This window comes from Pseudomonas sp. Ost2, from assembly GCF_018326065.1.
GTDB lineage: Bacteria > Pseudomonadota > Gammaproteobacteria > Pseudomonadales > Pseudomonadaceae > Aquipseudomonas > Aquipseudomonas gingeri.
This window is the reverse complement of sequence record NZ_AP021904.1, coordinates 6382850-6397549: the sequence shown is the minus strand read 5'-3', so window position 1 is coordinate 6397549 and position 14700 is coordinate 6382850. Positions and strand designations below refer to the sequence as shown.

The 14700-nt window shown below is 62.9% G+C and carries 9 protein-coding genes; 4 read left to right on the top strand and 5 right to left on the bottom strand.

The features are described from left to right. Positions 1-32 precede the first annotated feature (32 nt). Positions 33-3884 (bottom strand): bifunctional diguanylate cyclase/phosphodiesterase, encoded by a 3852-nt coding sequence (locus tag KI243_RS28275; RefSeq protein ID WP_017123437.1) that lies wholly within the window; start codon positions 3882-3884, stop codon positions 33-35. A gap of 289 nt (positions 3885-4173) precedes the next feature. Between KI243_RS28275 and ettA the strand changes: the two genes are divergently transcribed. Both ettA and gdhA read left to right on the top strand, forming a co-directional pair. Further along, positions 4174-5838 (top strand): energy-dependent translational throttle protein EttA, encoded by a 1665-nt coding sequence (gene ettA, locus KI243_RS28270; RefSeq protein WP_017123438.1) that lies wholly within the window; start codon positions 4174-4176, stop codon positions 5836-5838. 245 nt (positions 5839-6083) lie between these two features. Beyond that, positions 6084-7421 (top strand): NADP-specific glutamate dehydrogenase, encoded by a 1338-nt coding sequence (gdhA, locus tag KI243_RS28265; RefSeq protein ID WP_212810145.1) that lies wholly within the window; start codon positions 6084-6086, stop codon positions 7419-7421. Here gdhA and KI243_RS28260 read toward each other — a convergent pair. Together KI243_RS28260 and KI243_RS28255 are read right to left on the bottom strand one after the other, a co-directional pair. Then, on the bottom strand, positions 7418-7912 hold the full coding sequence (locus KI243_RS28260; RefSeq protein WP_017123440.1) for a GreA/GreB family elongation factor: 495 nt from the start codon (positions 7910-7912) through the stop codon (positions 7418-7420). The genes gdhA and KI243_RS28260 overlap by 4 nt on opposite strands. Before the next feature lie 71 nt (positions 7913-7983). Continuing rightward, on the bottom strand, positions 7984-8337 hold the full coding sequence (locus tag KI243_RS28255; protein WP_103032776.1) for a hypothetical protein: 354 nt from the start codon (positions 8335-8337) through the stop codon (positions 7984-7986). 272 nt (positions 8338-8609) lie between these two features. On the opposite strand from KI243_RS28255, the gene KI243_RS28250 reads away from it, so the two are divergent. After that, positions 8610-8978 carry a hypothetical protein gene (locus tag KI243_RS28250; RefSeq protein ID WP_212810144.1) on the top strand — a complete coding sequence of 123 codons (369 nt, stop codon included), beginning with the start codon at positions 8610-8612 and terminating at the stop codon, positions 8976-8978. A 204-nt stretch (positions 8979-9182) separates the two neighbouring features. Here the strand turns inward: KI243_RS28250 and KI243_RS28245 are convergent, their stop codons facing one another. Continuing rightward, positions 9183-11036 carry a DUF4105 domain-containing protein gene (locus tag KI243_RS28245; protein WP_177084036.1) on the bottom strand — a complete coding sequence of 618 codons (1854 nt, stop codon included), beginning with the start codon at positions 11034-11036 and terminating at the stop codon, positions 9183-9185. 74 nt (positions 11037-11110) lie between these two features. Further along, positions 11111-11599: a DUF3015 domain-containing protein gene (locus KI243_RS28240; RefSeq protein ID WP_017123444.1), complete on the bottom strand. Its 489-nt coding sequence runs from the start codon at positions 11597-11599 to the stop codon at positions 11111-11113. Positions 11600-11877: 278 nt separating this feature from the next. Between KI243_RS28240 and KI243_RS28235 the strand changes: the two genes are divergently transcribed. Further along, complete coding sequence (locus KI243_RS28235; RefSeq protein ID WP_017123445.1) at positions 11878-14316, top strand: ATP-binding protein; 2439 nt, start codon at positions 11878-11880, stop codon at positions 14314-14316. The last annotated feature ends 384 nt before the right edge of the window (positions 14317-14700 follow it).

Sequence of the window (14700 nt, the reverse complement as noted above, 5' to 3'; positions counted from 1 at the left end):
GCGAAAGCGTCGGTCCCGGCGCCACGGGCCTGTCAGTCGAACATGAACAGCGCATCGTTACTGAATTGTGCCTCGAAGCGATTGGCGGCCATCGGCCTGCCGAACAGGTAGCCCTGCACTTCGTCGCAACCGTGCTCGCGCAGGAAGTCCAGCTGCTCGTGGGTTTCCACACCTTCGGCGATCACCGCGAGGTTGAGACTGTGGGCCATGGCGATGATGGCCCGGGCGATCTGCGCATCCTGTTCGCCCGACGGCAGGCCGTCGACGAAGGTGCGGTCGATCTTCAGGACGTCGATGGGGAACTGCTTGAGGTAGTTGAGCGACGAGTAACCGGTGCCGAAGTCGTCCACGGCGATGCTCAGGCCGAGGTTCTTCAGGCCGGCGAGGATCAGCATCGCCTCGCTGACTTCGCGCATCAGGATACTTTCGGTCAGCTCCAGCTCCAGGCACGCCGGCGGCAGGCCGGTGTCCCGCAGGATGGTGGCGATCCGCGTGCCCAGTTGTCCGTCGGAGAACTGCCGGGCGGAAATGTTCACCGAGACCTTCGGCACCCGGACCTTGTTCTGGTGCCAGGTCTTGAGTTGGCGGCAGGCCTCGGACAGCACCCAGTCACCGACATCCACCACCAGCCCGAGCTCTTCCAGGACCGGGATGAAGTCGCCCGGCGGTACCAGCCCGCGTCGTGGATGGCGCCAGCGCAGCAAGGCTTCGGCACCGGTCAGGCGCTTGCCGTCGCCGCTGAACTGCGGCTGGTAGTAGAGCACGAACTCGTTCTGTTCCAGGGCGTGGCGCAGGTCGCTTTCCAGTTCCAGGCGCTCCAGGGCGCTGGCGTTCATGTCGGCCTGGTAGAACTGGAAGTTGTTCTTGCCGCGCTCCTTGGCGTGGTACATCGCGGTGTCGGCGTTTTTCATCAACTGGCTGAGTTCGCTGCCGTCCTGCGGGCTCAGGGCGATACCGATACTGGCGGTGACGAAAAACTCCCGTCCTTCGAGGACAAAAGGCGTCACCAGGCTCGAAAGGATCTGCTCGGCGACGTGGATCGCCCGGTTCAAGGCCATTTCGCGGGTGACCCGTGGCTGCAGGAGCAAGGTGAACTCGTCGCCGCCCATGCGCGCCACGGTGTCGTCCTCGGCGACGCAGGCCAGCAGGCGCGTGGCCATTTCCTTGAGCATGCGGTCGCCGGCGGCATGGCCGAGGGAGTCGTTGATCGGCTTGAAACGGTCGAGGTCGAGGAACATCAGCACCACCCAGGACTTCTGCCGCTCGGCCTGTTGCAGCGCGGTGTGCAGACGGTCCTGGAACAGCGTGCGGTTGGGCAGGTGGGTCAGGGCGTCGTAGTAGGCGAGGCGATGGATCCGCTGCTCGCTGGCCTTGCGCTCGCTGATGTCGCTGAAGAAGCATACGTAGCTGGCGAGGTCGCCTTCGTCGTCGAGCACGGCGGTGATGCCGACCCAGGCCGGATAGTGCTCGCCACTGCGGCGCTTGAGCCAGACTTCGCCTTCCCAGGTGTTGTGCTGTTGCAGTTGCTTGAGCACATAACGCAGGTGGGCTTCCTGCTGGTCGTCGACCGTCAGCATGTTGGGCAACTGGTCGAGGACATCGGACACGGCATAACCGCTGACGCGGCTGAAAGCCTCGTTGGCCTGGACGATATAGCCGGCCGGATCGGTAATCAGGATCGCCGAGGTCGAGTGCTCGAATACCGTGGCGGCCATGCGCAGGTCTTTTTCCGCGCGGCGCTGCTGGCTGATATCGCGACCGACACCGAGAATCCCTTCGAAGGCGCCGTGCTCGTCCCAGACCAGCACCAGGCGCAGTTCGATCGGGATCTTGCGGCCATCGGCCCGCAGGCAGTCGAACAGGAACAGCTGGGTCTGTACCTGGCTGCGCAGCTCGGCCAGTTGTTCGGGCTTGTCCAGGGCTTTGCTGACCCGCTCCATCAATTGGTAGATGCCGGTCAGTTGCGTCGGGTTGGCGATGGTCGAATGCCAGCCGTTCTTGAATACCCAGTCGACTTCATAACCGAGCACGGCATGCACCGACGGGCTGACGTAGTTCAGGTGCAGCTTGCTGTCGGTGGAGAAGATCACATCGCTGATGCTTTCGGCGAGCATCCGGTAGCGCTGTTCGCTGTCGCGCAGGGATTCGCTGGCTTCGATCTGGTCGGTGATGTCCTTGGCGACGCCGATGATCCGCGTGACCTGGTCGTATTTGTCCCGGGCCAGTGCCTGTTCGCGGATCTCGAAGCGCCGCCACTGGTTGTCGCGGTGGCGGAAGCGCAACTGGCACTGCAACAGCTGGCTGTAGCCGGCGTGGCGCTGCTGGTGGCGCAGGCGGTGGTAGTGTTCGGCGTCTTCTGGGTGCAGCAGGATTTCCCAGAAGTACTCGCCCATCTGGTGCAGTTCGCTCTTGTTGTAGCCGAGCGTCTGGCCCAGGTGGTGGTTGCTGAAGATCATCCGCTGGCTGATCACGTCCTGGACGTAGAGGTGATCCGGCACGGTGCGCACGACATCCGACCAGAACCCTTCGCGCTCCAGCAGCGACAGTTCGATCAGCTTGCGGCTGGTGATATCGGTGATGCTGAGGATGACCGCCGGGTAGTCGCCGGGATCTTCCGGCAGGCGCAGCACCAGCCACAGGTGTTGGTCCTGGCCGTGGGCATCGGTGAGCTTGATCTCCAGTTCCAGTTGGCTCTGGTGGTTGATCAGCGCTTCCACCAGCGGGTAGCCGATACCGGTGATCTGGGTCGGGCAACCGTCTATCAGGCACTTCCAGGCGGTCTCGCAGGAGTCGACATTGAGCAGGCGCAGCGCGACCAGGTTGACTTCGGTGATGCGCAATTCTTCCAGCAGCAGGCGACGGTGTTCGGGATCATGGGCGATCCAGCGCTTGAGGCTTTCGCTGTCGGTCAGGTGGTTGTCGGCGAGAAAGGCCGGCAGCCCCGACAGGTCGAGGACGCACAGCGCCACGCCGGTGCCTTCGAAGATGTCCTGGTAGCGGCGGCGCCCTTCATGGACCTGGCGCTGGCGCCGGCGCATATTGATCAGGGCCAGCACCGGCAGCATCGACAGCCCCAGTCCCAGCAGGCACTTGCCGATCAGCGCCGGGAGCAGTTCCTCGAGGACCTTGCGCTGGTCGAACAGGCCGCGCAGCTGCCAGTCGCTGTTGGACAGCGGGACGATCAGCACGCTGTTGGCTTCGTCATCCGGTTGCAGCACCGAAGGCCGTGGGGTGATGTCGTTGTCACGGCTGATGACGCGATGGTTCAGGCGGTTCTCGATGACCCAGGTCGGCTGGAATTTCTGCTCGGACTGACGGGTGAGGCTCTGGAACAGCGTCGGTGCCAGGCGCAACGCCCAGTAGCCGTTGGTCTCGCCGCTGGCCTGGCGCAGCAGCAGGTGCACCATCGAGCCGTCGTCGTCATTGGTGAAGTAATAGGTCTGGGTGCGACTGCTGCGCCGGACCAGTTCGGCGAGGTAGTCGGCATCGTGGCTGTCGACGGCGCTGTCGCTGATGATGTTGCCCTTGGCGTCGAGCAGGGCAATGCTCTGGATGTCCGGCAGGGACAGGCGCAGCTTGCCGAGCAATTGCTGTTGCTGCTCGCGGTTCTCGGGCTTCTCGAAGATCGGCAGCAGGTTGGCCGCGATCTGCGCATTGAGCTTCATGTTCAGGCTGACGTGATCGGCCAGTTCGGCACTGTAGTCGATGCTGTATTGGCGCTGGATCTTGCGGGTGTGCTGGAACTGATCGATCAGTTGCCAGAACAGCAGGGCGAGCAGGAACAACACCAGTATCGCCAGTACGCCTTTGATTGTGCCGCGCAGGGGTGTGCCGGACACATGACGGGATGCGCGCGCGGGCGATGGCGGGTTGGCGTTGGTCAAACTGTGATCCTGCGGTTGGGCTGGATTGGCGCGACGTGCACTATAAGCCGGACGCCCGAAGGGCGGCTAGCATGCCTTGACTTGTGGCAAAGTGCCAGCCCCGTTCGACCGAGCGGTTTGCCCTGTTTCACGCATTCAGGTAGCTTTGCCGGTTACGCGGGAGTTTTGCGCTCCTCTTTGAGGCCGGGATCGGCGTTGCGTTTGACAAGCATGATGCATGCCGCACTATCCCGCCTTGTCCGAGCTACGCTCGCGCCTTTATTCATCAGTCACTGACGCTAGGTTCTCCATGGCTCAATACGTCTTCACCATGCATCGGCTGAGCAAAGTTGTTCCGCCGAAGCGGGAAATCCTGAAAAACATCTCCCTGTCGTTTTTCCCGGGCGCCAAGATCGGCGTTCTTGGCCTGAACGGTTCGGGCAAGTCCACCCTGTTGAAAATCATGGCTGGCGTCGACACCGAGTTCGACGGTGAGGCGCGGCCGATGCCGGAGCTGAATGTCGGCTACCTGCCGCAGGAACCGCAACTGGATCCGACCAAGACCGTGCGTGAAGTGGTCGAGGAAGCGGTCAGCGTGATCAAGGACGCCCAGGCGCGCCTGGACGAGGTCTACGCTGCCTACGCCGACCCGGACGCCGACTTCGACAAGCTGGCCGCCGAACAGGCCAAGCTCGAAGCCATCCTGCAGGCCAGCGATGGTCACAACCTGGAGCGCCAGCTGGAAGTCGCCGCCGATGCGCTGCGCCTGCCGGCCTGGGACGCGAAGGTCGAACACCTGTCCGGCGGTGAAAAGCGCCGCGTGGCCCTGTGCCGCCTGCTGCTGTCGGCTCCCGACATGCTGCTGCTCGACGAACCGACCAACCACCTGGACGCCGACTCCGTCGCCTGGCTGGAGCACTTCCTGCACGACTTCCCGGGCACCGTGGTCGCGATCACGCACGACCGTTACTTCCTCGACAACGTTGCCGGCTGGATCCTCGAACTCGACCGCGGCGCGGGTATTCCGTACGAAGGCAACTACTCGGGCTGGCTGGAAGCCAAGTCCGATCGTCTGGCCCAGGAATCCAAGCAGCAGTCGGCCCATGAAAAGGCCATGAAGGAAGAACTGGAGTGGGTGCGCAAAGGCGCCAAGGCCCGCCAGTCGAAATCCAAGGCCCGCCTGCAGCGCTTCGAGGAAATGCAATCGCAGGAATTCCAGAAGCGCAGCGAGACCAACGAGATCTACATCCCGGCCGGTCCGCGCCTGGGCGACAAGGTCATCGAGTTCAAGAACGTCAGCAAGGGCTATGGCGACCGCGTGTTGATCGACAACCTGTCGTTCAGCATGCCCAAGGGCGCGATTGTCGGCGTGATCGGCGGTAACGGTGCCGGTAAGTCGACCCTGTTCCGCATGCTGATGGGCAAGGAAACCCCGGATTCGGGCAGCATCGAGATCGGTGAGACCGTGCAACTGGCCTGCGTCGACCAGAGCCGCGACGACCTCGACGGCAGCAAGACGGTGTTCCAGCAGATCTCCGACGGTTCCGACCAGATCCGCATCGGCAACTACGAAATCCCTTCGCGTACCTACGTCGGTCGCTTCAACTTCAAGGGCGGCGACCAGCAGAAGTTCGTCAAGGACCTGTCCGGTGGTGAGCGTGGCCGCCTGCATCTGGCCCTGACCCTGAAGGAGGGCGGCAACGTCCTGCTGCTCGACGAACCGTCCAACGACCTCGACGTGGAAACCCTGCGTTCCCTGGAAGAAGCCCTGCTGGACTTCCCGGGCGCGGCCATCGTGATCTCCCACGATCGGTGGTTCCTGGACCGTGTGGCGACGCACATCCTGGCTTACGAAGACGACTCGCAAGCGGTGTTCTTCGAAGGCAACTACACCGAATACGAAGCGGATCGCAAGAAACGCCTCGGTGACGCAGCGGCCCAGCCGCACCGCGTACGGCACAAGAAACTGGCCTGATCAGGTCGGTGGTCGAGAAAACGGAGCCTTCGGGCTCCGTTTTTTTTTGCCTGTCGTTCCCAGGTGCAACCCGGGTAGCTGATAGCCTTTTTATGGTGCGTTTTGCGCCCTGAACTCGGAATATTTATATAAATTGCACCATTTAAATTCATAACTGCGACATTTTGCACTGTCGTAGTGCTCTTTCAATTGCTACAGTCCGGGTCAATCTCCTGATAACGACAACTCATTGACGAGACTTTTCCATGATCGAATCCGTTGACCACTTCCTCGCCCGCCTGAAAAAACGCGATCCGGACCAACCGGAATTCCATCAGGCGGTGGAGGAGGTCCTGCGCAGTCTCTGGCCGTTTCTGGAGAGTCATCCGCACTACCTGGCCTCGGGCATTCTTGAGCGTCTGTGCGAGCCGGAGCGGGCCGTGGTGTTTCGCGTGTCGTGGGTCGACGACCAGGGCAAGGTCCAGGTCAATCGTGGTTTCCGTATCCAGATGAACAGCGCCATCGGCCCCTACAAGGGCGGCCTGCGTTTCCACCCGTCGGTGAATCTCGGTGTGTTGAAGTTCCTCGCCTTCGAGCAGACCTTCAAGAACGCCCTGACCTCGCTGCCGATGGGCGGCGGCAAGGGCGGCTCGGACTTCGATCCCAAGGGCAAGAGTGACGCGGAGGTCATGCGTTTCTGCCAGGCGTTCATGAGCGAGCTGTACCGGCATATCGGTGCCGACGTAGACGTCCCGGCCGGTGATATCGGAGTCGGCGCCCGGGAGATCGGCTTCCTGTTCGGTCAGTACAAGCGCCTGGCCAACCAGTTCACCTCGGTACTGACCGGCAAGGGCATGACCTACGGCGGCAGCCTGATCCGTCCGGAAGCCACTGGCTTTGGCTGTGTGTATTTCGCCGAGGAAATGCTCAAGCGCAAGGGCGATGGGGTCGAGGGCAAGCGCGTGGCGATCTCCGGTTCCGGCAACGTTGCACAGTACGCCGCGCGCAAGGTCATGGACCTGGGCGGCAAGGTGATTTCGCTGTCCGACTCCGAAGGCACGCTGTATTGCGAGGCCGGCCTGACCGACGAACAGTGGCAGGCGCTGCTGGAGTTGAAGAACGTCCAGCGCGGGCGGATCAGCGAGCTGGCGCAATGCTTTGGCCTGGAGTTCCTCGCCGGCCAGCATCCGTGGACCCTGAGCTGCGATATCGCGCTGCCCTGTGCGACGCAGAACGAACTGGACGCCGAGGCGGCCCGGACCCTGTTGCGCAATGGCTGCCTGTGCGTGGCCGAGGGTGCGAACATGCCGACCACCTTGGAGGCTGTGGATATCTTTATCGAGGCGGGCATCCTGTTCGCCCCGGGCAAGGCTTCGAATGCCGGTGGCGTGGCGGTCAGTGGCCTGGAGATGTCACAGAATGCCATGCGCCTGTTGTGGACCGCCGGCGAGGTCGACAGCAAGCTGCACGGCATCATGCAATCGATCCATCATGCCTGCGTGCATTACGGCGAGGAAAACGGCCGGGTCAACTACGTCAAGGGCGCGAACATCGCCGGCTTCGTCAAGGTCGCCGAGGCCATGCTCGCCCAGGGTGTGGTTTAAGCCGGGTCGATGCGCAGGATCTCGATCAACTGGTCCCCGGCCGGTCGTTTCCACAGCACTTCATCGCCGGGGTGCGCGCCGAGCAGCGCCCGTCCCAGCGGCGAGCCCCAGTTGATCAGGCCGCTGGCGTAGTCGGCCTGGTCTTCGCCGACGAGCTGGACCTGTTGTTCCTCGTCCTGTTCGTTGGCGAAGGTGACGCGGCTGCCGATCTGCACCACTTCGCTGGAGGTCGCCGGAGCGGCCAGCATGGCGCTGGACAGGCGCTGGTTGAAATAGCGCAGGTCTCGTTCGATATCGGCCTGGCGCTGTTTGTCGGCCTGTTCACCGAGGGCACTCTGCCGGCTGTATTCGGCCTGCAACCCGGCAACGCGTTCCTGCAACTGGGCCAGGCCCGTCGCGGTGACGTAGTTGGGCTGCGTGCTGACCTGGCGCTCCACCGGCTGGCTGGCCTGGGCGGCGGCGCTGTCTTCGTTGACGAAGGCACGACTCATGGCATTCTCCCGTGCATGGCATATGGACCATGCTCGCAGGATTCGGTGCCGGGGAATTGTCCGAAAGCGACCTATTGCGAACGGTAGGCCCGTGCGGCGTCACGGTCTTTCTCCTGTTGCCAGGCGCGTTCGCGCTCGTCCCAGTGGCGGTTCTTGTAGGTGTCGCGGTCCTGATTCTCGAGCATGGCCTGGCATTGCCGGAAGCCGTCATCCCAGCCCGTGGCGTATTCACGTTCCTGGAGATAGCGGGAAACGTTCTTGCGGAATTCGCCGGTGATCGCACCGGCGGCTTGCCGGCCACTGCCGCAGCCGTCGTCGAAGCCATCGGCGAACGCCGGTGGATAACCCTGGGCGAGCAGGTGATCGTGGGTCGATTCACAGCCCGCCAATCCCATCATTGCTGCCAGCAACAGCCAACGCCACATCGTGATACCCGTACAGATCGACCCCTATGGAGTTGAGTGTAGAAGGTCGCGCGTGAGCGCAGCGTCAAGAGGTTGTGATGAACCTGTTGGGCCTGTTCGCGCTCCTGTGACGTCGGGCAATGAGCGGTTTGTGCGTCTGGGCAGTAAACTTTTCCGACCCGGGTCGTTATCTTTCTGTTCAGGTTAAAGCAGTACCGGGCGCTCTGTGCCAGGTGTTTCAGTCCCGCGCCAGGGCGTGGGGACAATCGCAGTCGAAAGAAAGAGAGTCGTGTATGAGTTGCTTCAAACCCCATGGCGTGGGTGTCGGCCTGACCCTGTCCGCCTGTGTTGCCGTGGGTGATCCCTTGCCGGCGAGCTTTCTGGTGGAGCGGTATGGCCTGTTGCCTATTCCCACTCAGGCAGTGGCATCGCCAGCACCTGACGAGAAGTCTCCCCGCCGGTTTCATTTGCAGCCCGAAGCCCCGCCGGTGGTTCTCCGCTTTGGCGGACGGACTACATCGGGTGATGTGGGCAATATCACCATCGACAATATGGCCCGGCGCGATTACCAGCATTGCCGGCGTTTACGGGGCGAGTTTCTGGAGCGCAAGTTCGGCCGGACGGCGGTGCAGTCCGTACAGTTGAACTTTCAGTGTGAATAGCCCTGTCTGTGGTCTGCGTCGAATACAAAATACCGTCTGGGCATGGCTCCTGTAGGCGTTGGCCAGGAATGGCGATGTCAAATTCACCGCCGTCATCGCCAGCAAGCCGGCTCCTACAAGTCTATGTTTCGGCACAAGTCTATCGACATACCGGGCTCCTTGTAGGAGCCGGCTTGCTGGCGATGGCGTCCGAGCAGGCGCCGCTCAATAGTGATACCACTTCAGTTCCAGCATGACCTCGTTTTCCGCCGAGGCCAGTTTGCTGAACTCGCGCTGGGCGCTCAGGCGCAGGCCCAGGTTGCGCGACAGCTCCCATTGCTGGTTGAGGCTCAGGCTGCGGCGTACTTCGCCATTGGTGAAGTAGTCGCCCTTGGCTTCCACGCTGAGATTGCCCAGCGGGTTTTTCCACAGCAGCCCGGTATCGAACCCGGCGGCCGGTGAGACGAACGCGGCGAAATCGGCATTGTGTTCCACGCGCACGGTGCCGAGGGCGAATCCGAGCAGCTCATCGTTCAATTGCCAGGTACCGCCGGCCCCGCCATTGACGTGGCTGACCAGGGTCTGGTCATCGTGCTTGCCCGGCACCCGCTCCAGGCCGCCGGTCACTTGCCAGGACCAGGGTTGCAGCAGCGCGTTGCGCGGTGTCAGCGAGCGAATGGTGGCCAGGTCCAGTTGCTGCAATTGCCAGTGGTTGCCTTCGTACTGGCGCAGTTTCATCTGCAGGATTTCGATCTGGGCGCCGAGAGGGAAGCCCTCGGCGTTGTCGTTCAGGTCGTGATAGGCCATGCGCAGGCCGTACTCGCCGAAGGCCTTGTCGCCGCGGGTGCCGATCCCGGCCTGCCAGGTGCGCGACTCATGGCCGTTTTCCGGCAGTCCGGGCGGCGTGATCTGCAACTCCGGCGCGGGGTTCTGGTTGATCGCCCGGAGCAGTTCGAAGCTGCGTTGCGAGCGCACCGGGTCGCGCTCCAGGCCGTTGGCCCGATAACGTTCGAGGCGATAGGCGGCATCGACGATCAGCGCCTGGCGGGCCCTGGGCTGGGCCTTGAACAGCGGGTCCTGGAGGACTTTCTGGTCGGCGCTGACTTTCAGGACCCAGGCCTGCTCATCGTCCGTCAGGGGCTTGGCCCGTTCCAGCAGTTCGCGTTCGCGGGACGGGCGATAGTCGATCCTTTCCACCAGGCCTGCCTCCTTGACCGCCTTCACCGTGTCGGTGGGGATGGCGGTCAGCGGGAACTGCCCGGTCAGGCGCAGGCTCGGGCGGGCAACCTGCAGCAGTTCCAGCAGGCGATAGGAGCAGTTTTCGTCGAAGAAGAAGTAGTCGAACTGGATCTGCTTGAGTTCCCAGACGTGCTCGACCATGCGTTGGGTTTCTTCAGGCGTGAGGTTCAGCCGGTATTCCCACAGGTCGCGGTTTTCCAGGCTGCGGTATTCGGAGAGTTTTTCCTGGTAGGGCACCAGGGCGAACAAGCCGGGGTAGCCGCCCATCAGGCCTTTCCAGGCATACAGAATGCTGTTGTCCGAGCCTTCGATATAGGCCCCGAAGTTGATCGCGTAGCTGAGCAGCGCGGTCTGGTCGCGCTGGACATCTTCCTGGTCGATACGCAGCAGGGTGTGGCCGAACATCGACGAGGGGCTGTTCAGGTAGGCCGCCGGAAAGATCATCACCGTGCTGTGGGGCGAGACGTCCTTGAACCACTGGTTGAAGTCGGAGCAGTCCGGGGCCGGCAGATCGGTCAGTTGCAGTTGCGCCTTGAGCCAGCGGCTGCGGGCCGGGTAGACGCACTGGGCATGCTGGTTGCCGGCGCTGGCCGGGGCATACAGCGCGGCGACGGTGGCTTTCAGTTCCGCATCCGGGTGATGGGCGCCGTCGGCGGCGAGGAAGAATTTCTTGTCGCTCACATAGCTGCGCCAGCCGCCCAGCTTGGCGCTTTCGTAATGGCCCAGGGAGATCCAGAAGGGATCGTTGGCCAGTTGTTGCAAACGTTGATCATCGATGTGCGAAGCGGCTTGGAGCGGGGCGCAGACACAGAGCGCCAGGTAGGCAAGGCGTTTGAGCATGATGGGCAACTGTTGTCCGGCGAAAGAGGGTCGGGCAGGGGTTGCCCGCTCCGGAAGGAGCGGGCGGGGCTCGGTCAAGCCTGGGTCGCGTACTTGGCCAGGCGTGGATCGCTCTTGAGTACGGCCAGGGTGTTGGTATGCACGTCGTCTGCGGTCACGTCAGCCTTGCTGAAGATCTGCTGGAAGTGCTCGTGGGTCACGGCGGCGAAATGGGCGCGGTCTTCCGGTGCGACCCCCAGGACCACGGCGTAGGTGGTCAGCGCTTCGCCCTGACCCTTGGCCATGTCTTCCGACAGCTCGTTCATCATGCCATTCATGGCAATCCAGGATTTGCCACCGTAGGTCAGTGCGTCTTTGGTGGTGCAGCCGTTGGTGCCGGACGTCATCCCGAAGGTGGCGTTGCCGGAGGTGCCGTTGGTGGTGGAGGCCAGGAAGTGTGCGGGGGTGCCACGTTGACCTTTGAACAGCATGTTGCCCCAACCGCAATCCGGGCCGCCTGGCGCCTGCGCCAAGGCCTGGAAGGAGACAACGGTGAAGAGAGTACCGAGAAGAATCCGTTTCATAGCTTTGTTCTCTTTATGTGCATACCAATGGACAAGGGTGTCCGGCCTGTGAGAGCACCGGTGGGCCGGTTATCAGTCCAGCCGCGCATGTTGGAGTTTAGGCACGATCCAAGGGTTCCGTGGTTTTTTCCCTTTATGAATAAGATATACACCTTCTTGTAGTCCGGCTCCCGGGGCTTTTGTCCCGCTGCGAGGATTCACCTGCCACTTGCCTTGCCAGCCGGGTACGGCCAGCGCCAGAATGCCTTCATCTGCCCCGCCTGATGTAAGGAAGCCCGATGCCTGATTCTGTTGCTGCCAGCCTGCGTCTAGCGCCCGAAGCGCTGACTCGCCCTTTCTCCGCTGAACAGTTCAGCTTCTCTACCACCAATGATCTGGAGCCCTTTCGCGGTGTGCTTGGCCAGGAACGCGCGGTCGAAGCATTGCAGTTCGGTGTGGCGATGCCACGCCCCGGTTACAACGTATTTGTCATGGGAGAGCCCGGCACCGGGCGTTTTTCCTTCGTCAAACGCTACCTGAAGGCGGAAGGCAAGCGCCTGCAGACCCCCTCGGACTGGGTCTACGTCAATAATTTCGATGAGCCGCGCGAGCCTCGGGCGCTGGAGTTGCCCGCGGGCGAGGCCGGCGCGTTCATCAGCGATATCAACGGTCTGATCGACAATCTGCTGGCGACGTTTCCGGCGGTGTTCGAACATCCGTCCTATCAGCAGAAGAAAAGTGCCATCGACCGTGCGTTCAACCAGCGTTATGACCGCGCCCTGGATGTGATCGAGCGCCTGGCGCTGGAAAAGGAAGTCGCCCTGTATCGCGACAGCACCAATATCGCCTTTACCCCGATGAGCGACGGCAAGGCCCTCGACGAGGCGGAGTTCGCCCAGTTGCCGGAGGCCGAGCGCGAGCGTTTCCATACCGATATCGCCGATCTCGAAGAGCGTCTCAACGAGGAACTCGCCAGCCTGCCGCAGTGGAAGCGCGAGTCGAGCAACCAGTTGCGCCAGTTGAACGAAGAGACCATTACCCTGGCCTTGCAGCCTCTGCTCGCCCCGCTGTCGGAGAAGTACGCCGAGAACGCGGCAGTCTGTGGTTATCTGCAAGCGATGCAGGTCTACCTGCTCAAGACCGTGGTCGAGCAACTGGTGGACGACAGCAAGACCGACGCGGTTGCCCGCAAGTTGCTGGAAGAACAGTACGCGCCGAGCCTGGTGGTCGGGCATCCGGCCAGTGGCGGGGCGCCGGTGGTGTTCGAGCCGCACCCGACCTACGACAATCTGTTCGGCCGGATCGAATACAGCACCGACCAGGGTGCGCTGTACACCACCTACCGGCAATTGCGCCCGGGGGCGCTGCATCGCGCCAACGGTGGTTTCCTGATCCTCGAAGCGGAGAAGATGCTCAGCGAGCCCTTCGTCTGGGACGCGCTCAAGCGCGCCTTGCAATCGCGCAAGCTGAAGATGGAGTCGCCCCTGGGCGAACTGGGTCGCCTGGCGACCGTGACCCTGACGCCGCAGATGATCCCGCTGCAGGTCAAGGTCATCATCATCGGCGCGCGCCAGTTGTACTACACCCTGCAGGACCTGGATCCGGACTTCCAGGAGATGTTCCGGGTGCTGGTGGACTTCGACGAAGACATCCCGATGGTCGACGAAAGTCTGGAGCAGTTCGCCCAGTTGCTCAAGACCCGCACCTCGGAAGAGGGCATGGCGCCGCTGACCGCCGATGCGGTGGCGCGCCTGGCGACCTACAGTGCGCGCCTGGCCGAGCACCAGGGGCGTCTGTCGGCGCGGATCGGCGATCTGTTCCAGCTGGTCAGCGAGGCGGATTTCATCCGTCACCTGGCCGGTGACGAACGCACCGATGCCGGCCATATCGAACGGGCGCTCAAGGCCAAGGCCACGCGAACCGGCCGGGTCTCCGCGCGCATCCTCGACGATATGCTGGCGGGGATCATCCTGATCGATACCGCCGGCGCCGCGGTGGGCAAGTGCAACGGCCTGACGGTGCTGGAGGTCGGCGATTCGGCGTTCGGCGTGCCAGCGCGGATTTCCGCCACGGTCTATCCGGGCGGCAGCGGTATCGTCGATATCGAGCGCGAGGTCAATCTCGGGCAGCCGATCCACTCCAAGGGCGTGATGATCCTCACCGGCTACCTGGGCAGCCGTTATGCCCAGGAATTTCCCCTGGCGATCTCCGCGAGCATCGCCCTGGAGCAGTCCTATGGTTATGTCGATGGCGACAGTGCTTCCCTGGGTGAGGCCTGCACGCTGATTTCGGCCTTGTCGAAGACCCCGCTCAAGCAATGTTTCGCCATTACCGGTTCGATCAACCAGTTCGGCGAGGTGCAGGCGGTCGGTGGGGTCAACGAGAAGATCGAGGGCTTCTTCCGGCTCTGCGAGGCCCGTGGCCTGACCGGCGAACAGGGTGCGATCATCCCGCAGGCCAACGTCGCCACGCTGATGCTCGACGAGAAAGTCCTGCAGGCCGTCCGGGCCGGGCAGTTCCATGTGTATGCGGTGCGTCAGGCCGACGAGGCCCTCAGCCTGCTGGTGGGCGAACCCGCCGGCGAGCCGGATGCCGACGGCCAGTTCCCGGAAGGCAGCGTCAATGCACGGGTGGTGGAGCGCCTGCGGGTGATCGCCGAAATGATCAGCGAGGATGACCTCAAGGAGGCCGAGAGAGAGGCCGCCGAGCAGGCGCTGGCGGAGGTCAAGCCCTCCTGACGGCGCGCATGGACTGTGGGAGTGGGCTTGTTGTAGGAGCGGGCTTGCCCGCGAAGCTCTTGGCGTTCTCAAGGGCCTCTTCGCTGGCAAGCCAGCTCCCACATTGGGTCTACGCCTCGGCGCAGGTATCGCGGCAACCGCATGGACTGTGGGAGTGGGCTTGTTGTGGGAGCGGGCTTGCCCGCGAAGCTTCTGGCGTTCTCAAGGGCTGCTTCGCTGGCAAGCCAGCTCCCACATTGGATCGACGCCCCGGCACAGGTATCGCGGCGACCGCATGGACTGTGGGAGTGGGCTTGTTGTGGGAGCGGGCTTGCCCGCGAAGCTTCTGGTGCTCTCAAGGGCCTCTTCGCTGGCAAGCCAGCTCCCACAAGTTCCGCAAGGGCG